Raw genomic sequence first — 22,379 nt, forward strand, 5'->3', positions numbered from 1 at the left:
CGCGATGCGAAGTATCAAGCAGCCGGGCGCGCCTGTCGCCGAACGCATCCAATGGGTCGAGGCGAGGGGGCGCGCGTTCTCGTTCAGGCTCGAAGCGGGTCTGCCGCTGCTCGAAGCCGCGCGGCGTGGTTTTGCGGCGGAGGGGTTTGCCAGTGGCGTGCTGAATTTTGGCAGCGCTGCGCTCGGACCATTCGCATATGTGATGCCGGCGCTGTCGAAGACAGGTGAGAACGCAGCGTTCTACAGTGACACTTTTCGCCCCAGCGGCGTGATGCGCACGAAACTCGGCAGCATGACGCTCGGTATGCGCGATGGCGCCCCGTTCTTTCATTGCCACGGGCTCTGGACGGAGGCGGACGGCAAGGCAAGCGGCGGCCACATGCTCCCGGACGAGACGGTTGTCGCCGAGCCGTTCGAGGTCGAAGCGTTCGGCATCGACGGCGCGATGTTCACCGCGGAGCCCGATCCCGAGACCAATTTCAAGCTGTTCGGGCCGGTGCCTGGTGTGAGCACCGGCGCGCGCACCACGAGCCGCGCCTTCTCACTTCGGCTGCGGCCCAACCAGGATTTTGCCGGCTGCCTCGAAGCGTTCTGCCGCGCGCATGGCATCGCACGCGCGAAGATTCACGGCGGCGTCGGCTCGACCATCGGCGCGCGCTTCACCCATGGCGGCGTGACCGAACCGTTCGCGACCGAGCTCGCTGTGACAGCGGGGACGATTGTACAGGGCAGTTCGGGTGCACCGGAGGCGGCGCTCGACATTGCCCTGATCGACTACACTGGCGGCATCGCTGAGGGCCGTCTGATCCGTGGGGACAATCCCGTGCTGATGACCATGGAGCTGGCGCTCGAGGTGTTGGGCTAGTATCGGCGAGCGATCATCAGTGAGCACGTAGCTTGGCGATGGCCAAGAACGTGGATTCACTTATCCCTGATATGCCCGAGCTCGATCCTTGAAAGAGGTTGAGCAAGGGAGATTGACCCTGGCCGATGCTCTCGCCGTTTCTGACGTCATACATGGCGGAGAACCGGCTCAACAGTTTTTCAACCTTCGCCGGATCGGAAAGATCCTTGATCTTCATGAATTTGTCCACGACCTTGGCTTGCTGATCGATCTGCATCGAGGCCATCGAGTCAGGCAAATCGAAGGTGGTTCTGAACACCTCTGAAAGAGCCTTGTCGGCAAGGATGTCGTATGCGGACGTGATTTCTCCCGCCTTTCGCTGGAAATAGAGCGCAAGGCGTACGCCGGGATTCGTATCCCCCTGCTGCTGCTCCAGGCTTTGCTGGAGATAGTTCGCCTGTGTTTCCCGGAATTGATCTCTCTTCTGAGGACCCATCATCGGGAGGCGCGCGACGTTGCCCTTGCTGTCGAAGTTGAACGACGCAACGATTTCGGCAAAGCGAGGATCGCTCTGCGTGTTCGCGAAGCTCTTTGGGTTGTTCAGGTCGGAGCTGAAGATCTTCTTGAGAAATTCGGTGCTGACCTTCTTAGGGTCCAAACCCTTGGCCAAGAGAATGAAATCGACCATCGGCCTGTTTGCGAGAAGCTCGGAAACGCTGTCGATGCCTGCGATTGCCTCTTGATAAGCCGTCGCATCTTTCGTGGCTAGTGCCCGAATTGCCTTCTCCTGCTGAGGGCTTGCCTGTTTCAGCGCGGCAACGACGTATTGTCTCGCGATCTGGAGGACCTGAGCCGAGTCTTGAGCCACCAAGGGGGTCGTCAGATTGCCTTTTGCGTCGAAGTTGAAGGCGCGTGCGAGCTCTACGTACCGATTGTCCTTGAGGGTATAGACGTAGCTCTTGGGGTCGTTGACGTCGCTTTCGAGGACTGCCTTGATCGTCGCCTTCGAGACCATTCCGGGATCGAGGCCGACGGCGCCCAGCGCAAAATCATACACGCCAGGTGTCGATACGAACGCTTGGACTGAATTGATCTTGCTGAGGTCCGTTCTGAATTGCTTGATCGCCAAAGCTTCGTATATCGGGCTTGCCGCCGAATAGACGGCGGCCTTGCTGTCGTCGAACCGCTTTTTCGTGATCGCGACATTTGCGGCAGTCTGGGCGGACACGCCTGACGGAAGCGACCCGTCGGGCGAGAACTCGAACGCGCCGGCCAGGTCTACAAACCCGCCAATCGTCGCTATCTGGTCACTGAGGCTGGAAATGCTTTTCGTATATGACTCCAGGTGACTTTTTTCGACCAGGATCTGGATGTTCAACTGGGTCACGTCGGCGCCCGGTTGCGATAGTTGGGCCTTGTAACCGGTTATCTTTAGATCAGCGGCGCTGGCGTCCGATTTGGCTTGAGCAAGCTGGGCGTTGAGGCCGGTCAACTGAGAAGCGAAGGTGGTGTTGACGTAGCTATTTGGATCGGACGGATCGCTGCGCAAGACCTGACTTATCGTGTCACCCGGCCACTTGCTTTGATCGATCCCGTATGCCGAGTAGACATAGTTGCGAAGACGGTCGTTGTTCAGGAGTTGGTCTGCACTGCTGATCTTGCCGATTTCAGCGCTGTAGTAATTCGAGTCTGCGGCAAGCGCATCGACCTGGCTCTTCTTGGTCGTCGTGTACAGACCGATCATCTCGTCGGTCTGGTCTCCCGATTGCGCAACTGGCGTGGCACTGCCATTGAAGGAGAATGCCGCGGCAAACTCCCGGTAGCGCTTGTCTACCAACTTGTTGACGAAGCTCTTTGGGTCGGAGAGGTCGCTCTCAAGCACCTTCTTCATGAAAGCCTTGGCGTAGGCCATGTCTTCCAGGCCATATGCCTTCATCGCATAATGATACAGGCGATAATCTTTCATAAGATCATCGACGGTCCGCACCTTGCCGATGTTGGCTTTGTAATAGGCGGATTCTCGCGCGACATCGGGTTGCTGTTCAACCCGCGTCAGGGACTGCTTGAGATGGTGCGCAATGTAGTTGTAGCTGAAATACGTTGATACCATCGCGCATTCCTCGCGGCTCTACGGTCCTGGACTTCCGTCAATCATTGCCGGGTCGCGGGGTGGGGGCTGGCCTCATGCCAGCAAGCTGTCTCGCAGCAACGTTTTCTTAAGGCGATTCTTCGCTGCAATCTTAGGTTTTAATTTGCGTCCAAGTGACGCATGCCGGGTTTTGTTGCTGTATGTTTCTCAGGTGCTGCTTTCGCGAGGATTGTGTTCCTGATATGTTCCAGTCGAAATATCGACCGGAGTGGGTTGGAAGCAGAGCATGAGCCGACGAAGCAATCGCACCATCAACCTGCCGGCGCCGTATCTGAAGCGGGTCTGGCTCGATCCGTCGCGAGTTCACGATCGCGAGGCATATCCGTTTTGCCTGCCCATCTTCCCGGATGATTTCGAGCTCAACTTCGACGCCGCCATCACGATCATCGTCGGAGAGAATGGCACCGGGAAGTCGACGATCCTCGAGGGTATCGCAGCGCTTGCCGGCTACGACGATGCGGGTGGAGGCAAGGGCTACATGCCCGTCGACCATTCCGAAGCGCGGGAGAAGATGGGCGGCCAGCTTTCCAGGGCCTTGCGCGCAAGCTGGCTGCCGAAGATCGCCAACGGCTGTTTTTTTCGCGCCGAGAGTTTTTTCTCGGTCGCGCGATATCTCGACGAGGCCGCACGTGATGCCGGCCAGGCCGGCCCCGACTTCCTGTCGCATTCCCATGGCGAAGGTTTTCTGCGCTTCTTCGAGGAGCGCTGCCAGCGCCAGGGCATCTTCATCTTCGACGAGCCGGAATCGGCGCTGTCGCCGGCGCGTCAGATCGAATTCCTGAAGCTCTTGCGACGCATGGACGAGTCCCGCATCTGCCAGGTCATCATGGCAACCCATGCGCCTCTGCTGATGGCCTATCCAAACGCGAGACTGTTGCGGTTGGGCAAATACGGCCTGGAGCCGACGACGGTGGAGCAAACCGATCATTACCGGGTGATGCGCGAGTTCTGTGACGATCCGCGCGGGTTCGTGGAGGCGACACTGGCGGAGTAGGCGAGGGCGCGCTCCCACGGCACTCGCTCTTCTCGTGTCCCGGACGCGCTGCAGCGCGTAGCGGTGCGGCGCAGAGCAGGGACTCACGCAGTCACACGCTCGCTGATGCATGGGCCCCGGCTCTGCAGCGCACCGCCGCACTGGACGATGCTGCGCATCGCCAGGGAAGCGCTGCGCTGCGTCCGGGGCACGCGAGCAGCTTCTATCTTTGCATTCGAATTCAAATCGCACGGACGGATTCGCATCCTCGCGGCAAGATCTGCCCGAGCTCTGCTGTATTCATCGCCCCCAAAAGTGCCGAGGGCGCGGGGAAGGCCGGGTGCCGGCTGGCACCCGCGGTCCACTGTGCGGAAATTGCGCTACGAAGTTTGCACAGTGGCATACAGGTGAAGCCAAACATCCGGCCTTCCCTGCGCAGTGGTTTTACGGCTTATGCCGAGCTCTCCCCCGGGGAGCGATGCACTATTGCCCCCGTCGCCTTGCGGATGACTGATGTGCGGGCCCGGTCGGGCCGCCACATCACCGCAAGACTTGGCGCACAGGCTCCGGGCGCCAGGACGGCACGGTTTTACCGTACACAGGCTGCACCGGTCGTGTGCGCGCGGCGTTCGCTCACGGTTGCCCGCCCTGCAAACCACCTTCGCGCCGACGCCGCCTGCGTCCACCACGTCCCACCCCGCGTGTCGTGACGATCGCGATAACGCCCCTCGGCCCGGGGTGGGATGGCTTTCTATATGATAATCCGAAATGCGGATAAAGAGAATTATTTCTGCGTGGTGCGGTTGACCCGCCCATTGGGTGTTTTGCCCGACGGGCGGCGCAAGGGGTTGTGGGACGCGCGAGCGCGCGCCGCAACGCCGCCATGAACAGGTCTCCCCACGGCCGCAAAATGCGCTACCATGATCGCAGCGCGCCTCAAGTCGCGCACGATCCACGAGACGCATGAGGAAACGAGATGAGGGTGACGATTGGACGGCGCATGGTCATGGGCGCGGTGCTGACTGCCGCGGGCGCGGTGGCTTTGACGGCGGCGTTTGGCCCGGCTTGGGCACATGGGCCGACCCGGCAGAAGGTGCGCGAATCCATCGAGATCAACGCGCCGCCGGCCAAGGTGTGGGCCGCGATCGGCAATTTCCAGGACATGAGCTGGCTGCCGCCTGTCACCAAGACCGAGGGCGAGAAGGGCAATGAGATCGAAGCGACGCGGCGGCTGACCCTGACGGGAGGCGCCACCGTCGATGAGGAACTCTACAAGTTCGACGCTGCCGCGATGACCTATTCCTACCGGATCACCAAGGTGGACGTGAAGGTGCTGCCGGTCACCAATTATTCCTCGACGCTGACGGTGACGCCGAGCGCCGACGGCAAGGGCGCGACGCTGGAATGGGCGGGCGCGTTCTACCGCGGCTTCCCCAACAACGATCCGCCGCCGGAGCTCAGCGACGAGGCCGCGGTGAAGGCGGTGAAGGGGCTCTATCAGGCCGGCCTCGAAGCGCTGAAGAAGAAGATCGAGAGCGGAAGCTGACCGTGCGGGCGCGGATCCTGGCGGCGCTCGCCGCCAGCCTTTGCGCTGCCAGTATTGGCAGCGCGTCCGCCGAAGAGGCGTTCGTCACCAACCAGCTCAGCGACGATCTGATGGTCGTGGACCTCGCGACATCGCGCAGCGTCGCGACCATCCCGATCGGCGGCAAGCCGGCCGGCGTGGCCGTCAGCGCGGATGGGCGCTTTGCCTATGTCACGAGCCCCGACGCCAAGGCGGTGACCGTGGTCGACGCCGCAACGCGGCAGGTCTCGGGGCGGATCGAGGTCGGCGGCGGGCCGCTCGGCATTGCCGTGACGCCCGATGGCAAGACGGTCTACGTCGCGGACTGGTATGCGGCGGCAGTGCGGGTGATCGATACGGCCTCGCGCAGTATCACGGCCAGCATCGCGGTCGGCGCATCCCCGTCCGGCCTCGCGGTGACGCCTGATGGCAGGCTGCTGCTCTCGGCGGACCGCGACGACGACAGCGTCTCGGTGGTCGATACCGCGACGCGTGAGCGCAGGGCGACCATCAAGGTCGGGACCCGTCCGTTCGGCGTCACCATCGATGCCGAGGGAAAACGCGCCTACACCGCCAATGTCGGCTCCAACGACGTCTCGGTGATCGACATCGCCGCGAGCCAAGAGATCGGCCGCGTGCCGGTCGGGATGCGTCCTTATGCGGTGGCGCTGACGCAAGGGCGCGGCTTCGTCACCGACCAATATGGCGGCACCGTCAGCGTGTTCGACCTGGCGACGCTGAAGCCGGTCAAGCGGATCAATGTCGGCGACTATCCCGAAGGCATCAATGTGACCGCCGACGGCAAGCGCGTCATCGTCGCCTGCTGGGAGAGCAACACATTGAGCATCATCGATGCCACCGAGCTGAAGGTGATCGGCGAGGTCAAGACCGGCGACGGCCCGCGCGCGTTCGGGGCGTTCCTGCGTAGGACGGAGTAGGGGGCGCGGAGCATCTGTAGCCTGCATGGAGCGAAGCGGAATGCGGGGACACTTTCCCGGATTGCGCTTCGCTCCATCCGGGCTACGGCGCTAAACCACTCTTAGATCCGGCAAACGCCTTCAACTTCAGGAAAAAGTTCTTCAGGATCGGGTTGCGATCCACATAGGTCACGTAGCGGATCGGATGCCGCCGGCGATCGATGCTCCACGTGATCTGATCCGTGGGAACCGGAGCCGGCACGATCACGCTCGGCGCCCAATCGGGATTGAGAAGCCAGCCGACCGGCGCCATGTCCCAGATCTCCTTGGCCCAGCCCAGATGGTCGGACGAATAGTCCTTGAAGCGCATGGCGAGGAATGCGCCGATGCTGCCATGCGGTTCGACGTAGCGCTCGATCTCCGGCACCGTGCTGTGAAGGTGCGAGGTGACGCCCTTGCATGGCACGAGCACGAGCGGCACGCCGCTGTCGAACAGCACCTGCGCGCCGCCGACGTCCTGCTTGAGGTTGAACTCGATCGTGTGCGGCCATTCCAGCGCGTGACCGCCAAGCCAGACCACCACCACGCGGTCGATGATGTCGGGGGCCTCGAGCAGTGCCGAGGCGACATTGCTGATGGCGCCGATGGCAATGACGTAGAGCGGATTGTCAGGGGAGCCTGCGCGCGCCCGGGCCACGAGGTCGTTGACGGCGGGGGCCGCCTGCGCCGTCTTACCGGGACCGACATAGTCGGTGACGCCGCGATGGACGAGGCCGTCCGGCGCGACGTTGAGGCGCTCCAGCAGGCGAAGGATTTCCTGGTAGCTCAGCTCCATGCCGTGGCCGGGACTGTCGGCGCGTGTGTTGAAGAACGGCGCGGCGTAGATCGCCTCGACGTCGAACCGGTCCTTCGACAGCAGCATCTGCACCAGCGCGAACTGATCGTCGATCTCGTTGTAGGTGTCGGTGTCGAGCACCACGCGCACCTTGCCGACCGGCGGCTCCAGGAGTTTGAGGCGGGCTGCGTCCGAGAGTGTCATCACCGTCTCCTTGGGCCGGGGGGGGGCCGATTGCGGATCAGGCCTTGAGCGAAATCCGGCAGACCACGTCTGCGATCTCATCCATCTGCGCGAACATGTGATCGGGCGCAAGCGCCCGCAGCGCCGCCGGCGCGGCGTAGCCCCAACTCACCGCGCCGCAGGCAATCCCTATCGCGCGCGCCGCCTCGATGTCGCGGACCTCGTCGCCGATCGCGATCACGCGGCCTGGCTCCACGCCCGCGCGCCGGATCACGCGGCGGAATTTCGCGGGCTTGCCGAACAGCGACGCCGCGCAGTCGAAATGCGCGAACAGGGCGGCGGACTCGCCAAGCTTCTCGCGCGCATTGGCTTCGCTATCCGACGTCACCAGCGCGAGCTGCACGCCGTTCCCGGCCAGCGTCTGCAGCATCGTCTCGACGCCGGCGAATAGGGGAATCTCCGCCGCCGCCTCCGCCTTCAGCCGCCGCGCATGCCGCGCGATCGCCGGCAGCTTCCACAGCGGCACCTCGAGCCGGGCGAGGATCTCGCGCGACGAGGCATGTCGCAGCGCTTCGATTTCGTCATCCGCGACGCGGCGAAAATTGAAGCGATCGGCGACATCGTTGATGGTGCGCAGGAACCACGGAAAGCTGTCGGCCAGTGTGCCGTCGAGATCGAAGATGGCGAGGGAGTAGTGCATGGAGGAGGTTTTGGAGTTCGCTGACAAACGAGACGTGGCGGCTATTATTTAGAAGAATTCGAGGACACCCATGCGACACGAGCGCATTGAAATCAACCCTGCGATCATGGCCGGCAAGCCCGTCAGCCGTGGGACGCATGTGCGTCACCGCAACCTGCGCACGTGAACATTGATGTCGAGATCGATGTTGCTGACGCAGGTCTGAGTAGTCCGGTGAGAGCCGCCCTCGTGCCAGGGGCCATCGCGCGTGCGGGCGTTGGTGATATTGGCGAGCTTCAGGCATCGCCATTGCGGCAGCGGTCCGCTGCTCTCGCCGCCAAATTGCCAGGCGAGGACGGCTTCCTCACCCATCTTGTTGGTGCCGATGATGTGGGGGCAGAGCTCGCGATAACGCCCCTCGTAGATGCAGGTTACCTGCTGCTCGGCGAGGATTGCCTTGCGGAAGAGCATGTAGGTGCGGCTGGGCATCGCGGACACTTGCAGCCTTTCCCCGATGATCCCGCGGACGAGGCGGAATGAACTCTACTCCGCCGCCTCGCTCGTGCTCCTCCGCTTCGGCTTCCGTGCCTTCTTCAGCACCGGCTCCAGAAACTTCCCCGTGTAGCTCCGCGGCGCTTTCGCGATGTCCTCCGGCGGGCCCCAGGCGACGATCTCGCCGCCGCCGTCGCCGCCTTCGGGGCCGAGGTCGATGACCCAGTCGGCCGTCTTGATGACTTCGAGATTGTGCTCGATGACGACGACCGTGTTGCCCTGTGCGACGAGCTCGTGCAGCACCTCAAGCAGCTTCTTGACGTCGTGGAAGTGCAGGCCGGTGGTCGGCTCGTCCAGGATGTAGAGCGTGCGGCCGGTGGCGCGCTTCGACAGCTCCTTCGCGAGCTTGACGCGCTGGGCTTCGCCGCCCGACAGGGTCGTCGCCTGCTGGCCGACATGGATGTAATCGAGCCCGACGCGGTGCAGGGTCTGGAAGGTCTCGCGCACGCGCGGCACCGCCTTGAAGAAGTCGGCGGCTTCCTCGACGGTCATGTCGAGCACGTCGGCGATGCTCTTGCCCTTGAACAGGACCTCCAGCGTCTCGCGGTTGTAACGCTTGCCCTTGCAGACGTCGCAGGTGACGTAGACGTCGGGCAGGAAGTGCATCTCGATCTTGATGACGCCGTCGCCCTGGCAGGCCTCGCAGCGGCCGCCCTTGACGTTGAAGGAGAAGCGGCCGGGCTCGTAGCCGCGCGCCTTCGCTTCGGGCAGGCCGGCGAACCATTCGCGGATCGGCGTGAAGGCGCCGGTATAGGTCGCGGGATTCGAACGTGGCGTGCGGCCGATCGGCGACTGGTCGATGTCGATGATCTTGTCGATGTGCTCGAGGCCCTCGATGCGATCGTGGGGCGCGGCGCCTTCGCTGGCGTTGTTCAGCTTGCGGGCGATGGCCTTGTAGAGCGTGTCGATCAGCAGCGTCGACTTGCCGCCGCCGGAGACGCCGGTGACGGCCGTGAACAGGCCGAGCGGAATTTCGGCCGTGACGTTCTTGAGATTGTTGCCGCGCGCGTTGACCACCTTGATGGTGCGACGATGGTTCGGCGGGCGCCGCTCCGGCACCTCGACCTCGAGCTCACCGGTGAGATATTTGCCGGTGAGCGATTTCGGGTTGCGCATGATCTCGGCGGGCGTGCCTTCGGCGACGATGTTGCCGCCATGCATGCCGGCGCCGGGGCCGATGTCGAGGACGTAGTCGGCGAGCAGGATCGCGTCCTCGTCATGCTCGACCACAATCACGGTGTTGCCGAGGTCGCGCAGGCGCTTGAGGGTATCGAGCAGGCGTGCGTTGTCGCGCTGGTGCAGGCCGATCGAGGGCTCGTCCAGCACGTAGAGCACGCCCGTCAGCCCCGAGCCGATCTGCGAGGCGAGGCGGATGCGCTGGCTCTCGCCGCCGGACAGCGTGCCGGAGGAGCGGGACAGGGTGAGGTAGTTGAGGCCGACATCGAGCAGGAAGGTGAGACGCTCGCGGATCTCCTTGAGGATGCGGCCTGCGATCTCGTTCTGCTGCGTGTTCAGCGCCTCGGGCACGGTCTCGAACCATTCGCCGGCCTTCCTGACCGACAGCTCCGAGATCTCGCCGATGTGCTTGCCGCCGATCTTGACGCAGAGCGCCTCGGGCTTCAGCCGGAAACCCTTGCAGCCCTCGCAGGGGACGTCGTGAAAATATTTTGCGAGCTCCTCGCGCGCCCACTCGCTCTCGGTCTCGCGATAGCGGCGGTTGATGTTGGTGATGACGCCCTCGAACGGCTTCTTTGTGTCGTAGGAGCGGACGCCGTCCTCGTAGGAGAACTTGATTTCGTCCTCGCCCGAGCCAAGGAGGATCGCGTTCTGCGTCTTCTTCGGCAGATCCTTCCATTTGGTGGTCAGCGTGAACTTGTAGTGCTTGCCGAGCGCGGTCAGCGTCTGCACGTAGTAGGGCGACGACGACTTGGCCCAGGGCGCGATCGCGCCCTTGCCGATGGCGAGCTCCTTGTCGGGGATGACGAGGTCTTCGTCGACATGCTGCTCGACGCCGAGGCCGCCGCAGGCCGGGCAGGCGCCGTAGGGATTGTTGAACGAGAACAGGCGCGGCTCGATCTCCGGAATCGTGAAGCCGGAGACGGGGCAAGCGAATTTTTCCGAGAACAGGATGCGCTCGGGGCCGCTCTTGTCGTGGATCTTTGCGGTCTTCTTTTTCTCTTCGGCAGGCGCAGCGGCGGCGGGCGCGTCGGCGAACTCGACGACGGCAAGGCCCTCGGCGAGCTTAAGCGCGGTCTCGAAGCTCTCGGCGAGACGCTGGCCGATGTCGGCGCGCACCACGATGCGGTCGACCACGACGTCGATGTCGTGCGGAAATTTCTTGTCGAGCGTCGGCGCCTCCGCGAGCTCATGGAAGGTGCCGTCGATCTTGACGCGCTGAAAGCCCTTCTTGAGCCATTCGGCGAGCTCCTTGCGGTACTCGCCCTTGCGGCCGCGCACGACGGGGGCGAGCAGATAGAGGCGGGTGCCTTCGGGCAGCGCCAGCACGCGGTCGACCATCTGCGAGACGGTCTGGCTCTCGATCGGCAGGCCCGTGGCGGGCGAATAGGGCACGCCGACGCGCGCCCAGAGCAGGCGCATGTAGTCGTAGATCTCGGTGACGGTGCCGACGGTCGAGCGCGGGTTCTTCGAGGTCGTCTTCTGCTCGATCGAGATCGCCGGCGACAGGCCGTCGATCTGGTCGACATCAGGCTTCTGCATCATCTCCAGGAACTGACGCGCATAGGCCGACAGCGATTCGACGTAGCGGCGCTGGCCCTCGGCATAGATGGTGTCGAAGGCGAGCGAGGATTTGCCGGAGCCTGACAGCCCCGTGAACACCACCAGCTTGTCGCGGGGAATCTCGACGTCGACATTCTTGAGGTTGTGCTCGCGCGCGCCACGGATCGTAATTGCGCGCAGGCTGGATCCCGCGTTCTGCTGTTGGCGCTTCGCCTTGATCACTTCATCCATCCGAGTTGCCCTCAACGAATCCCAAAGGTGCGCGATCGCGCCAACAAAAAAGGCGCGCGTCGCCCGGAACCGGGATCGGCGCCGATGGGTATGGCAGCGAACGTAGGAAGAACGGGGACGGATTTCCAGTGGCGTGTGCGAATCGTCAACGGATTGTTGGCGCGCTGGCGGCATCTGGCAGGAGCGGGGCGCCCGGAACATGCGAAGGGCCGGCGCGAGGCCAGCCCTTCGTTCGCGTTTGAATGCGGATTTGGGGCAATCCGCACGTGATCAGGACTTGGAGGTTCCTGAGGGAAGCTTTGTCTCAGTATTTGGCGACGACCGGGCCGCCCCAGCGGTAATTGATGCGGATCAGGCCCATGTCGATATCCTGGCCGATCCTGTCGGTGCGCGGGGCGAAGCCGCCGACGAGAGTTGCGAAGTCGGCGCTGTGATGGCCGAGGAAGACATGGTTGTACTCGCCGCCGACCGACCAGTTCTCCGCAAAACCCCATTCCACGCCGATGCCGATCGCGTAGCCCCAGCGGGTCTGGTTGACACTGTTGAACACCGCGGCCGGGACGCCGGGGACGAAGGTGTCGTACTTGTCGTGCGCCACCGCGGCGCCAGCCTTGCCATAGAAGAGCAGGTTGTTGATGGCGTAGCCCATCTGGCCAGTGAACAGGCCGAAGCTGTCGATCTTGGTCTGGTTGGTGAACAGCGGCAGCGCCACGCTGACATTGCTGCCCTTGAAGTCGGCCCAGTTGCCTTGGCCCTCGATGCCGAACACCCAGCGCGATTTCTGCCAGCGATAGCCGAGTTGTCCGCCGACCGTGCCACCGTCCGCATTGTGACAGCCTTCGCCAACGGCCGGATCGACAGCGATGCCGAGCGCGCGGGTCACGCCCCAGCATGCATGGGCCAAGCCGCCGCCGCCGTTGATGCCGGCATAGATGCCGCTCCAGTCATAGACGGGAACGGCGGCCGCCGGCGCCTTGTAGAGTGGGAGATCGGCGGCGGTAGCCGGCGCGACCGCGCCGAGTGCGAACAGGCTGACCGCAGCCAGCATCCACGTCTTCATGTCACGTCCCCAACTCGCCAAAGCCATTCGCGGACGCATTGCGCGCGCCTCACGACTCCAAGACGGTTGGGTGCACCCTCGCGCGAAAACAAAAAGGCCGGCACAAGGCCGGCCTTTCGTAACGCGATGGCGTTGGAGACGAAGATCAGTATCTGGCGATGAGGGGGCCGCCGAACCTGTAACTGACGCGGGCCGTTGCAATGTCAACGTCCTGGCGGATCCGATCGGCGCGCGAGAACGTGCCGTTGTTGAACGTAAAGCGGTTGTCGCGCGATCCCATGAAGCCGTGCACATAATCGACGCCGACCACGATGTTGGGCGTTACGCCGAAATCGAGGCCAGCACCAACCGCTCCGCCCCAGCGCGTTTCATTCGCCCTGTCGAACACGAAGCCGGTGGCGGTGGTGAAGCCCTCGTATTTGTCGCTCACAACCATCGCACCACCCTTCGCGTAGAACAGCACATTGCTCCAGGCGTAGCCGACCTGGCCGGTCACGAGGCCGAAGGCGTTGATCTTCGAGCGGTCTGAGCCGACGCCGCCGGCAGCCAAGCTCGGTCCATTGGAGCCGCTAAGGTGAGCCCAGTCGCCCTGGCCTTCCACGCCGAACACCCACGACGCGCTTTGCCAGCGAAAGCCGGCCTGGCCGCCGGCCACGCCGCCGGTCGCGGTGTGGCAGCCCTCCGATGCGGGGGGAGTGATCGGCGCACCGAGGATGTTGGTGACGATGTCCCAGCAACTATGGCTCCAGCCGCCACCACCGTTGGCGCCGATGTAGAAGCCGCTCCAATCGTAGACCGCGCCGATCATCGGGGCAGGAGCTTTGGTGTAGGGCCTCGCCGCCAGATCGGCCGCCGAAACGGAAGTGGTCATCGCGACTATGCCGGCGGCGGCAAGCATAAACTTGTTCAAGACGGACCCCCCAAGGCCAAAGTTGTTGCGATCTTCGATACAACCTTTGAGGTGCGACAGTCTGTCACCGGAGGGTCACAGCGCGCCGAAAAATGGAACTTGTCCGCAAGCGCTCGCGCCGTACGCGCGAAAACAAAAAGGCCGGCGCAAAGCCGGCCTTTCGTAACGCGATGGCGTTGATGGCGAAGGTCAGTACTTCGCCACAACCGGGCCGCCGAAGGTGTAGTTCACGCGGACCGTGCCCATATCGACGTCCTGCTTGATACGGTCGATGCGGTCGTTGATGCCGAGAATCGTGAACGAGTTGTTGCGCTTGCCCATGAACAGATGGTCGTATTCGATCGCAACGGACCAGTTCGGCGCGAAGCCGAATTCGAGGCCGGTGCCGACCGCGCCGCCCCAGCGCGTCTCGCTTGCGCTGTCGAGGACCACGCCGACGACCGTGCCGTTGTACTTGGCATGCGTGACCGCCGCGCCACCCTTCACGTACCAGAGCACATTGTTCCAGGCATAGCCGACCTGGCCGGTGAACAGGCCGATCGCGTCGATCTTGGTCTCGTTGACCAGCGGAGCAAGCGCCACGCTCGTATTCGAGCCCTTCAGATTGGCCCAGTCGCCCTGGGCTTCAAGGCCGAACACCCAGCTGGCCGACTGCCAGCGATAACCGACCTGGCCACCGACGACGCCGCCTGTCGCATTGTGACAGCCTTCAGCCGTGTCCGGACCCGCAACGCCGAAGATATTGTTGACATCCCAGCAGTTGCGGCTCGAAGCGCCGCCGCCGTTGATGCCGAGGTAGAACCCGCTCCAGTTGTAGATCGAGGCCACAGCAATGGGCGCCTTGGTGTAGGGGCGGGCCGCCAAATCGGCCGCCGAGGCGGGAGCCAACGCGCTGAGTGCGAACAGACTGGCCGAGGCCAGCAAAACCTTCTTCATTTCAATTCCCCAGTTTCGTTTCTCTTTGTCGACCAAAAACGGCCGACCCAATGACCCAACCGATGTCATTGCTCTACACCATTAAAGCCGAAGGTTGTGTCGCCGGGATACCACAGCTTTCCCCGAAAACGTTGGGAATCGGTTGGCCTGGATCTGGACGCGCGAAAACAAAAAGGCCGGCGCAAGGCCGGCCTTTCGTAACGCGGTGCGTTGGAAGCGAAGCTCAGTACTTCGCGACCACCGGGCCCCCGAAGTGATAGTTCACGCCGACCTGCACGGTGTGGAAGTTGAGCGTGCCGGTGGGCAGGGCGCCCGAGAAGTAGGTCTCGCCGCCGAGGCTGCGATAGAGGTACTCGCCCTTGACCGACCACTGCGGAGCGAAGAACGCCTCGACGCCCGCGCCGACGGTCCAGCCGGAGTGCCACTTGCTGTCCGACGCGGTCAGGCCGAGAGCGGAGAGGGTGATCTTGTTGTCGATCCAGGCGTAGCCGCCGGTGCCGTAGAACAGGACCTGATTGACGGCGTAGCCGATACGGCCGCGCACGGTGCCCATGGCATCGGTCTTCGAGCTCGCCGTTGCGGTCACAACGCCGAATCCGGGAACAACAGTGGCGCCGGTCGCCGAAGCGCTGACGTCAGCCCAGGAACCATCAGCCTCGACGCCGAACACGACGTTGCCGGTCTGCCAGTTGTAGCCGGCGGTGCCGCCGACGAAGCCACCCTTCATCTTCGGGTCGCCGGAACCGTTTTCCCAGGCGCCGCCGCCGACGATACCGAGGTAGAAGCCGGTCCAGTTGTAGACCGAGGCCACCGCCACCGGAGCCTTGGTGTAGGGGCGCGCCGCGAGATCAGCGGCCGAAGCCGGAGCAGCGAGAGCGAACAAACAGGCCGAAGCCAACAAAACCTTCTTCATTTTCAAACTAATCCCAGTCCCGGTTTCTGTTTTTGCCTTCCGTGCGTTCGGAAGGACATCGGACGCCGTGGTCCAACTGATGTCGTGCTTACACGAGCAAAGCCGCAAGTTGCGTCTCCCAAAAGCCACAATAATCGCAAAACGTAACGGTGACTGACCTATAATTCCCGTTGCCCACGCAAAAAGGCCGGCGCGAGGCCGGCCTTTGATCTCCAAGCGATTTCAGAGGGATGTCAGTATCTTGCGATCATCGGACCGCCCCAGCGATAGTTCACGCGGACGAGGCCGATATCGACGTCCTGGCTGATGCGATCGGAGCGTGTGGCAACGCCGAGCGGGGCGAAATTGCCGGATCCGGTGAAGCCGATGGTGCGGTTGCCGAGGAAGATGTGGTCGTACTCGAAGCCCACGGTCCAGTTCGGGGCGAATCCGAACTCGACGCCCGCACCCACGGTGCCGCCCCAACGGGTCTCGTTGGCCCGGTCGAACTCGAGGCCGCTGGCGACGTCGAAGCTGCGGTAGCGATCGCTGACGACGGCGCCGCCGCCCTTCACGTAGACCAGGACGTTGTTCCATGCGTAACCGACCTGACCGGTAATCAGGCCGAAGGCGTTGATCTTCGAACGATCGCGCAGGCCGCTGATCGCACTGATGTTGTCACCCGAGAAATCGGCCCAGTTGCCCTGGCCTTCGAAGCCGAACACCCAGTTGGCTGACTGCCAGCGGTAGCCGACCTGGCCGCCGACCGTGCCGCCGGTCGCGTTGTGGCAGCCTTCGCCTACGAGAACGCCACCGCCGATATCGACGTCCCAGCACTTGTGGCTGGTGCCGCCGCCGCCGTTGATACCGATGTAGAAGCCGCTCCAGTCGTAGATGGTCGCGATCATCGGTGCCGGAGCCTTGGTGTAGGGACGCGCAGCGAGATCTGCCGCGATTGCGGGAGCCGACAGCCCCAACGCGATTGCACCAATAGTACCAATCAAAATCTTATTCATTGCAGTCCCCCCAGTTTCTGACCGCTTTTCGAAGTCCCCGAAGCGGCTGATCAGGCGCGACGCCTATAAGAATCTAATTCCGCGGCAAGCGTAGCTTAGGCGGGAGGCGGAGTCCGTCTCCGGAATGCAACAGTCGGGCGGCATCTGAACTGCTTCTAACTTGATGAATGTTAAGCTGTTTCGCCGTCCTCAGGAATTCGGGGAAATTCCATTTGGCGCAGGCCGTCTTTGTGCAGCGCGGTGTCGTCTTGCCAACGCAACAAGGTGAGGGGTGTCATAAGAACAAATCTGGAACGAACCCGCCAGGGGTGCTATATATGGGGATAAGTGGAGGGGTGACGGGCCGATCCGTCCGCGCAAGCGTATAGGGTCGCGTCAACAGGTTGCAGAGGACGCGGGCGCGTCCCGGGCCTTCTAAAATTCAGTGGCATTCGGAGTGGAGAGCGGCGATGGCGGGAAGCGTCAACAAGGTCATTCTGGTTGGAAATCTCGGCAAGGATCCCGAAATCCGCCGCACCCAGGACGGGCGGCCGATCGCGAATTTGAGCATCGCCACCTCGGAGACCTGGCGCGACAAGAACAGCGGCGAGCGCAAGGAAAAGACCGAGTGGCATCGCGTCGTGATCTTCAATGAAGGGCTCTGCAAGGTCGCCGAGCAGTACCTGAAGAAGGGCGCGAAGGTTTACATCGAGGGTGCGCTCCAGACCCGCAAATGGACCGACCAGAGCGGCGCCGAGAAGTACTCCACCGAGGTCGTGCTCCAGGGCTTCAACTCGACCCTGACGATGCTCGACGGCCGCGGCGGTGGAGGCGGCAGCTTCGGCGACGAGCCGGGCGGCGATTTCGGCTCCTCCGGTCCCGTCAGCAGCGCGCCGCGCCGCGCAGTTGCCGCCGGCGGTGGCGGTGGTGGCCGCAACAGCGACATGGACGACGATATCCCGTTCTGAGGCGGGCGGGGGCGCTTCGCCCCTGATGTCACCTTGCTCGCTTGAAACGACAGGATTTCTTACCAATTGGCGGGCAAAGCTCGGTTTTTCCGGGCTTGCCTCATGTGCTGCCTCAAGCCTTTGACGAGGAGTGATGTGAATGGTATTAACTTGATGTTAATCCTATTCACATGGGTCGGCCGTCGATTAGAGGAAGCCCTGCATGAGCGTTGCGCCACTGCTTGAGGCTGCTCCGGCGATCCCGCTGCATGCCTTTGCCGCCATGGCCGCCTTCGTGCTCGGCCTCGTTCAGTTTGCCGCCCCCAAGGGCACGCTGCCGCACCGGACGATCGGCTGGATCTGGGTGGCGCTGATGGCGGTGGTGGCGGCCTCGTCGTTCTGGATCCACCAGATCCGCCTGGTCGGGCCGTTCAGCCCGATCCATCTCCTGTCGATCTTCACGCTGGTGATGCTACCGCTCGCGGTGTGGCGGGCGCATACCCATCGCATCACCGATCATCGCCGCGCCATGATCCTCCTGTTCACGGGGGCGCTGGTCGTGGCGGGCCTGTTCACGCTGGTGCCCGGCCGCATCATGCACCGGGTGATTTTCGGGGCCTGAGACGTGGTTCCCAATGGCTCATTCCAGCTCCGTTCGAAGCGATCGTGCTGAGCTCGTAAGTCTCTGGAAAAACAGTCGGAAAAACCGCTTCCCCAGACCTCGCAAGGGTGGTTATCAGGGGGGCGATGCGCTATATGATTCCCAGATAAAATCTCACCGGATTTCCCCTTGGCTGACGACGACAACAAGCCCGGCGACCAGCCGGCGCAACCCTCGGACATTCGTCCCGTTTCCATCTACGAGGAGATGAAGAAGTCCTACCTCGATTACGCGATGAGCGTGATCGTGGCGCGTGCGCTGCCTGATGCGCGCGACGGGTTGAAGCCGGTTCATCGTCGCATCCTCTACTCGATGAACGAGCAGGGGCACACGCCCGACAAGAAGTACGTCAAGTCGGCGCGCGTGGTCGGTGACGTGATCGGTAAATATCATCCGCATGGCGACCAGTCGATCTACGACGCCATGGTCCGGATGGCGCAGGACTTCTCGATGCGCGTGCCGCTCATCGACGGCCAGGGCAATTTCGGCTCGGTCGACGGCGATCCCCCGGCCGCCTATCGGTACACCGAAGCGCGACTGACGAAGGTGGCGTTGGCTCTGCTGGCCGACATCGACAAGGACACCGTCGACTTCCAGCCGAACTACGACAACAACGAAACCGAGCCGTCGGTCCTGCCGGCCAAGTTCCCGAACCTCCTGGTCAACGGGGCGGGCGGCATCGCGGTCGGCATGGCCACCAACATCCCGCCGCACAATCTCGGCGAGGTCATCGACGCCTGCGTCGCGCTGATCGACAATCCTGCGCTCACCATCGAGGAACTCATCAACATCGTTCCGGGACCGGATTTCCCGACCGGCGGCGTCATTCTCGGACGCGCGGGCATCCGCGCCGCCTACCACCTCGGCCGCGGCTCCATCGTCATGCGCGGCAAGGTCGCGATCGAGACCATCCGCAAGGAGCGCGAGGCGATCATCATCACCGAGATTCCCTACCAGGTGAACAAGGCGACGATGGTCGAGCGCATCGCCGAGCTGGTCAAGGAAAAGAAGATCGAGGGCATCGGCGACCTGCGCGATGAATCCGACCGCGACGGCTACCGCGTCGTCATCGAATTGAAGCGCGACGCCGTGCCGGATGTGGTGCTGAATCAGCTGTACCGATTCACGCCGCTGCAGACGAGCTTCGGCGTCAACATGGTGGCGCTCGACAGCGGCCGTCCGCGGATCATGCATCTGAAGGACCTGCTGGCGATCTTCGTCGACTTCCGCGAACGGGTCGTCACGCGGCGCACCAAGTTCCTGCTCGCCAAGGCGCGCGATCGCGCCCACATCCTGGTCGGTCTGGCGATCGCGGTCGCCAATATCGACGAGATGATCCGCGTCATCCGGACCTCGCCCGACCCGACCACTGCCCGCGACACCCTGATGTCGCGCGACTGGCCGGCACGAGACGTCGAGGACATGCTCACGTTGATCGACGATCCGCGCCACCGCATCAGCGAGGACGGCACGATCCGGCTGTCGATGGAACAGGCGAGGGCCATTCTCGACCTGCGCCTTCAGCGCCTCACCGCACTCGGCCGCGACGAAATCCGCGACGAGCTCGACAAGCTCGCCGGCGAGATCGCCGACTATCTCGACATCCTGCGCTCGCGCGCGCGCGTGCTGGGCATCATCAAGACCGAGCTCGCCGAGGTGAAGGCCGAGTTCGCGACCCCCGCGCCGCACCGTGATCATCGAGCAGGAGGGCGAGGTCGAGGACGAGGACCTGATCCAGCGCGAGGACATGGTCGTCACCGTCTCCCACGCCGGCTACGTCAAGCGCGTGCCGCTGTCGGCCTACCGGGCGCAGCGCCGGGGCGGCAAGGGCCGCGCCGGCATGCAGACCCGCGACGAGGATTTCGTCAGCCGCCTGTTCGTGGCGTCGACGCACACGCCGGTGCTGTTCTTCTCGTCGCGCGGCCAGGTCTACAAGGAGAAGGTCTGGCGCCTGCCGATGGCCGCGCCGAACGCGCGCGGCAAGGCGCTCATCAACATCCTGCCGCTGGAGCAGGGCGAGCGCATCACCACCATCATGCCGCTGCCGGAGGATGAATCGACCTGGGGCAACCTCGACGTGATGTTCGCCACCACCGGCGGCAACGTCCGGCGCAACAAGCTGTCCGACTTCGTCGACGTCCGCCGCTCCGGCATCATCGCCATGAAGCTCGATGAGAATGAAGCGATCGTGGACGTGCAGATCTGCACCGAGCGCGACGACGTGCTGCTGACCGGCGCCGGCGGCCAGTGCATCCGCTTCCCTGTCCCCGACGTGCGCGTGTTTACCGGCCGCACTTCGATGGGCGTGCGCGGCATTGCACTTGCCGAAGGCGACAAGGTGATCTCGCTGGCCATCTTGCGCCACATGGAGACCACCTCGGACGAACGTTCGGCCTATCTGAAGATGCGCCGCGCCGTCGCTGGCGAGGCCGCGACCGAGGAGCCCGCAGTGGATGCCGAGGCCGAGGAGACCTCCGGCAGCTTCCAGCTTCCGCAGGAGCGCTATATCGAGATGTCGGCGGCCGAGCAGGTCGTGCTCACCGTCTCCGTCAACGGCTACGGCAAGCGGACCTCGTCCTACGAGTACCGCACCACCGGCCGCGGCGGCAAAGGCATCGTCGCCATGAGCGTCAACAACCGCAACGGCAATCTGGTGGCCTCCTTCCCCGTGGAAGACGCCGACCAGATCATGCTGGTCACCGACAAGGGCCAGCTGATCCGCTGCCCGGTCGAAGGCATCCGCGTCGCCGGTCGCTCGACCCAGGGCGTGATCGTGTTCGACACCGCCGAGGACGAGCACGTCGTCTCGGTCGAGCACATCACGGAAGAGGCCGAGAGCGGCAATGGCGAGAACGGGAACGGCTCGTAGATCGAGCCGCTCCTGTCGGGTGCCGTCTCCGGCTGACGGTTGCTGTCGATCGGACAGGACCGGCGTGCCACAACGCGCCGCTGCGGGCCTATGATCCCGGAAGCTGCGGCCGGCGCGATGCCTTCCAGCCGAGCACAGCCAGCGGAACGGCCAGTGCCGCCCAGGACAGCGCGTCCCAGCCATCGTCCCCGAGCAGCGCCGACGCCAGCCCGACGAGGGTGAGCACCCCGAGCAGGAATGGCCAGCGAAAGATCTCGTCCGCGGTGTGACGCTCGCGTTTCATGGGCGAAGCCCGGATGTCGCGACGACGGGCGGCCGGTCCTGCGCGTGCGCGGTGAGGCGAGGCGATTTGCGCTTGCCGAGCCAGAGATAGACGCCGCTTCCGAGCACGACGATGGCGGCGAGGTCGAGCAGCGCCCAGATGATCTTCAGCGGCAGGCTGCCGTAGTCCCCGAAATGAAGCGGGCGCGATACCTGCAACGCCCTGAGATACCACGGCAGGCCACGCGCGGTGACGAGCTGCCCGGTTTCGGCGTCGAGCATCGCGGGCGTGAACAGGCGCGAGGTGATCGGCGTCGTGCCCTTGGTCCAGACGATGAAGTGCCGTGGTGTCCCGAACCGTGCGACCGTCGGAAAGATGATGCTGGCCGGCGTATTGCCGTCGAGCGCCCGACGTGCTGCGGCCATGACGTCGTCGACGTCGGCCCATTTCGCAAGCGGCGGCTTGCCCAAGTGCGGCGCGATCAGCTCCGGCATCACCTCCGCGCGCCAGGCGGAGAACAGCGGCAACGATATCGTGTTGATGACACCGGTGACGCCGACGGCAAGCAGCCATATGAGAGTCACTCCGCCGATCAGATTGTGCAGGTCGAGCCATTTGACCCGCGACGCGCCGATACGACGCACCGTGCCGAAGTTGAGCCGGCGCATGAAGGGCGCGTAGAGCACGATGCCGGAAACGATCGCGACGACAAACAGCAGGCCCATGACGCCGAGAAACAGTTCACCCGGCAACCCCAAGAACATGTCGCGGTGGAATATGCGGATGGCGCTCATCAGGCCGCCCTGCTGCGTGTCTTCGCCGATCAGTTCCGCGGTCCTGGAATCGAATGACAGCTTCAGGAAACGTTGGCCGGGGGGAGCTTCGGGCGTAGCCGAGAGGAATACGTTGACGACGTTGGCGCGATCGTCGTCCCAGCCGAGCACCTGGAGGTAGCGCTGCGGATAGCGCGCCTTGGAGGCGTCGACCAGCCGGCTTAGCGGAGCCTGCGGAGTATCCGCCGGGAGCTCTCGGGCCGAGGCTTCCGACTTGAAGAGCTCGTCGATCTCGTCATGAAAGATCAGTGGGAGCCCGGTGATGCAAAGCATCAGGAGGAATAGCGTGCAGACCAGGCTGGTCCATTTGTGGACCAGCGACCACCATTTGACTGACTGTGCTGTCAT

Annotated in this window: 18 protein-coding genes and 1 pseudogene; 7 read left to right on the forward strand and 12 right to left on the reverse strand. The window is 63.6% G+C overall.

Annotated elements, in window-relative coordinates:
- The first annotated feature begins 4 nt into the window (after window positions 1-4).
- Window positions 5-865 carry a PCC domain-containing protein gene (locus ACVJ5M_RS24045; RefSeq protein ID WP_354097589.1) on the forward strand — a complete coding sequence of 287 codons (861 nt, stop codon included), beginning with the start codon at window positions 5-7 and terminating at the stop codon, window positions 863-865.
- A gap of 16 nt (window positions 866-881) precedes the next feature.
- Here ACVJ5M_RS24045 and ACVJ5M_RS24050 read toward each other — a convergent pair whose 3' ends face one another.
- Window positions 882-2,954, reverse strand: a complete 2,073-nt coding sequence (locus ACVJ5M_RS24050) for a DUF1217 domain-containing protein (RefSeq protein WP_354099710.1) — start codon at window positions 2,952-2,954, stop codon at window positions 882-884.
- A gap of 265 nt (window positions 2,955-3,219) precedes the next feature.
- Here ACVJ5M_RS24050 and ACVJ5M_RS24055 point away from each other — a divergent pair, with 265 nt between their 5' ends.
- The 3 genes from ACVJ5M_RS24055 to ACVJ5M_RS24065 all read left to right on the forward strand — a co-directional run bounded on the left by ACVJ5M_RS24055 (window position 3,220) and on the right by ACVJ5M_RS24065 (window position 6,468).
- Window positions 3,220-3,987, forward strand: a complete 768-nt coding sequence (locus ACVJ5M_RS24055) for an AAA family ATPase (RefSeq protein WP_354097587.1) — start codon at window positions 3,220-3,222, stop codon at window positions 3,985-3,987.
- Window positions 3,988-4,942: 955 nt separating this feature from the next.
- Window positions 4,943-5,512 carry an SRPBCC family protein gene (locus ACVJ5M_RS24060; protein ID WP_063983150.1) on the forward strand — a complete coding sequence of 190 codons (570 nt, stop codon included), beginning with the start codon at window positions 4,943-4,945 and terminating at the stop codon, window positions 5,510-5,512.
- 2 nt (window positions 5,513-5,514) lie between these two features.
- Window positions 5,515-6,468 carry a YVTN family beta-propeller repeat protein gene (locus ACVJ5M_RS24065; RefSeq protein ID WP_135213715.1) on the forward strand — a complete coding sequence of 318 codons (954 nt, stop codon included), beginning with the start codon at window positions 5,515-5,517 and terminating at the stop codon, window positions 6,466-6,468.
- Between the two features lie 82 nt (window positions 6,469-6,550).
- On the opposite strand, the gene ACVJ5M_RS24070 is transcribed toward ACVJ5M_RS24065, so the two are convergent.
- The 9 genes from ACVJ5M_RS24070 to ACVJ5M_RS24110 form a co-directional block, all read right to left on the reverse strand.
- Window positions 6,551-7,486, reverse strand: a complete 936-nt coding sequence (locus tag ACVJ5M_RS24070; protein WP_354099709.1) for a nucleoside hydrolase — start codon at window positions 7,484-7,486, stop codon at window positions 6,551-6,553.
- 37 nt (window positions 7,487-7,523) lie between these two features.
- On the reverse strand, window positions 7,524-8,165 hold the full coding sequence (locus tag ACVJ5M_RS24075) for an HAD-IA family hydrolase (RefSeq protein WP_354097585.1): 642 nt from the start codon (window positions 8,163-8,165) through the stop codon (window positions 7,524-7,526).
- A gap of 144 nt (window positions 8,166-8,309) precedes the next feature.
- Window positions 8,310-8,642 carry a hypothetical protein gene (locus ACVJ5M_RS24080; protein WP_135213712.1) on the reverse strand — a complete coding sequence of 111 codons (333 nt, stop codon included), beginning with the start codon at window positions 8,640-8,642 and terminating at the stop codon, window positions 8,310-8,312.
- A 45-nt stretch (window positions 8,643-8,687) separates the two neighbouring features.
- Complete coding sequence (uvrA, locus tag ACVJ5M_RS24085; protein ID WP_354097584.1) at window positions 8,688-11,666, reverse strand: excinuclease ABC subunit UvrA; 2,979 nt, start codon at window positions 11,664-11,666, stop codon at window positions 8,688-8,690.
- Between the two features lie 304 nt (window positions 11,667-11,970).
- Complete coding sequence (locus ACVJ5M_RS24090; protein ID WP_354099708.1) at window positions 11,971-12,726, reverse strand: outer membrane protein; 756 nt, start codon at window positions 12,724-12,726, stop codon at window positions 11,971-11,973.
- Window positions 12,727-12,871: 145 nt separating this feature from the next.
- Window positions 12,872-13,636 carry an outer membrane protein gene (locus ACVJ5M_RS24095; protein WP_283016578.1) on the reverse strand — a complete coding sequence of 255 codons (765 nt, stop codon included), beginning with the start codon at window positions 13,634-13,636 and terminating at the stop codon, window positions 12,872-12,874.
- 189 nt (window positions 13,637-13,825) lie between these two features.
- On the reverse strand, window positions 13,826-14,572 hold the full coding sequence (locus ACVJ5M_RS24100) for an outer membrane protein (protein ID WP_208086988.1): 747 nt from the start codon (window positions 14,570-14,572) through the stop codon (window positions 13,826-13,828).
- A 223-nt stretch (window positions 14,573-14,795) separates the two neighbouring features.
- Window positions 14,796-15,485, reverse strand: a complete 690-nt coding sequence (locus ACVJ5M_RS24105; RefSeq protein WP_085404689.1) for an outer membrane protein — start codon at window positions 15,483-15,485, stop codon at window positions 14,796-14,798.
- Window positions 15,486-15,718: 233 nt separating this feature from the next.
- Window positions 15,719-16,480 (reverse strand): outer membrane protein, encoded by a 762-nt coding sequence (locus ACVJ5M_RS24110; RefSeq protein ID WP_354099707.1) that lies wholly within the window; start codon window positions 16,478-16,480, stop codon window positions 15,719-15,721.
- Between the two features lie 449 nt (window positions 16,481-16,929).
- Here ACVJ5M_RS24110 and ACVJ5M_RS24115 point away from each other — a divergent pair, with 449 nt between their 5' ends.
- The 3 genes and pseudogenes from ACVJ5M_RS24115 to gyrA all read left to right on the forward strand — a co-directional run bounded on the left by ACVJ5M_RS24115 (window position 16,930) and on the right by gyrA (window position 20,936).
- Window positions 16,930-17,427 (forward strand): single-stranded DNA-binding protein, encoded by a 498-nt coding sequence (locus ACVJ5M_RS24115; protein WP_283016576.1) that lies wholly within the window; start codon window positions 16,930-16,932, stop codon window positions 17,425-17,427.
- A gap of 202 nt (window positions 17,428-17,629) precedes the next feature.
- Window positions 17,630-18,028, forward strand: a complete 399-nt coding sequence (locus tag ACVJ5M_RS24120) for a DUF2306 domain-containing protein (RefSeq protein ID WP_354097581.1) — start codon at window positions 17,630-17,632, stop codon at window positions 18,026-18,028.
- A 168-nt stretch (window positions 18,029-18,196) separates the two neighbouring features.
- Window positions 18,197-20,936: pseudogene (gene gyrA, locus ACVJ5M_RS24125) on the forward strand (DNA gyrase subunit A).
- Window positions 20,937-21,024: 88 nt separating this feature from the next.
- On the opposite strand, the gene ACVJ5M_RS24130 reads toward gyrA, so the two are convergent.
- A complete protein-coding gene (locus tag ACVJ5M_RS24130; protein WP_283016573.1) occupies window positions 21,025-21,219 on the reverse strand; it encodes a hypothetical protein in 195 nt (64 codons plus the stop codon).
- Complete coding sequence (locus ACVJ5M_RS24135) at window positions 21,216-22,379, reverse strand: PepSY-associated TM helix domain-containing protein (RefSeq protein WP_354097580.1); 1,164 nt, start codon at window positions 22,377-22,379, stop codon at window positions 21,216-21,218. Before ACVJ5M_RS24135 ends, ACVJ5M_RS24130 begins: the two co-directional genes overlap by 4 nt.

Source organism: Bradyrhizobium sp. S3.7.6 (assembly GCF_054061875.1).

Coding starts and splice junctions, on each gene's coding strand:
- ACVJ5M_RS24110 (WP_354099707.1), bottom strand. CDS start 16,480: ATGAATAAGATTTTGATTGGTACTATTGGTGCAATCGCGTTGGGGCTG.
- ACVJ5M_RS24050 (WP_354099710.1), bottom strand. CDS start 2,954: ATGGTATCAACGTATTTCAGCTACAACTACATTGCGCACCATCTCAAG.
- ACVJ5M_RS24130 (WP_283016573.1), bottom strand. CDS start 21,219: ATGAAACGCGAGCGTCACACCGCGGACGAGATCTTTCGCTGGCCATTC.
- ACVJ5M_RS24100 (WP_208086988.1), bottom strand. CDS start 14,572: ATGAAGAAGGTTTTGCTGGCCTCGGCCAGTCTGTTCGCACTCAGCGCG.
- ACVJ5M_RS24045 (WP_354097589.1), top strand. CDS start 5: ATGCGAAGTATCAAGCAGCCGGGCGCGCCTGTCGCCGAACGCATCCAA.
- ACVJ5M_RS24135 (WP_354097580.1), bottom strand. CDS start 22,379: ATGACAGCACAGTCAGTCAAATGGTGGTCGCTGGTCCACAAATGGACC.
- ACVJ5M_RS24120 (WP_354097581.1), top strand. CDS start 17,630: ATGAGCGTTGCGCCACTGCTTGAGGCTGCTCCGGCGATCCCGCTGCAT.
- ACVJ5M_RS24115 (WP_283016576.1), top strand. CDS start 16,930: ATGGCGGGAAGCGTCAACAAGGTCATTCTGGTTGGAAATCTCGGCAAG.
- ACVJ5M_RS24055 (WP_354097587.1), top strand. CDS start 3,220: ATGAGCCGACGAAGCAATCGCACCATCAACCTGCCGGCGCCGTATCTG.
- uvrA (WP_354097584.1), bottom strand. CDS start 11,666: ATGGATGAAGTGATCAAGGCGAAGCGCCAACAGCAGAACGCGGGATCC.
- ACVJ5M_RS24060 (WP_063983150.1), top strand. CDS start 4,943: ATGAGGGTGACGATTGGACGGCGCATGGTCATGGGCGCGGTGCTGACT.
- ACVJ5M_RS24075 (WP_354097585.1), bottom strand. CDS start 8,165: ATGCACTACTCCCTCGCCATCTTCGATCTCGACGGCACACTGGCCGAC.
- ACVJ5M_RS24070 (WP_354099709.1), bottom strand. CDS start 7,486: ATGACACTCTCGGACGCAGCCCGCCTCAAACTCCTGGAGCCGCCGGTC.
- ACVJ5M_RS24105 (WP_085404689.1), bottom strand. CDS start 15,485: ATGAAGAAGGTTTTGTTGGCTTCGGCCTGTTTGTTCGCTCTCGCTGCT.
- ACVJ5M_RS24090 (WP_354099708.1), bottom strand. CDS start 12,726: ATGAAGACGTGGATGCTGGCTGCGGTCAGCCTGTTCGCACTCGGCGCG.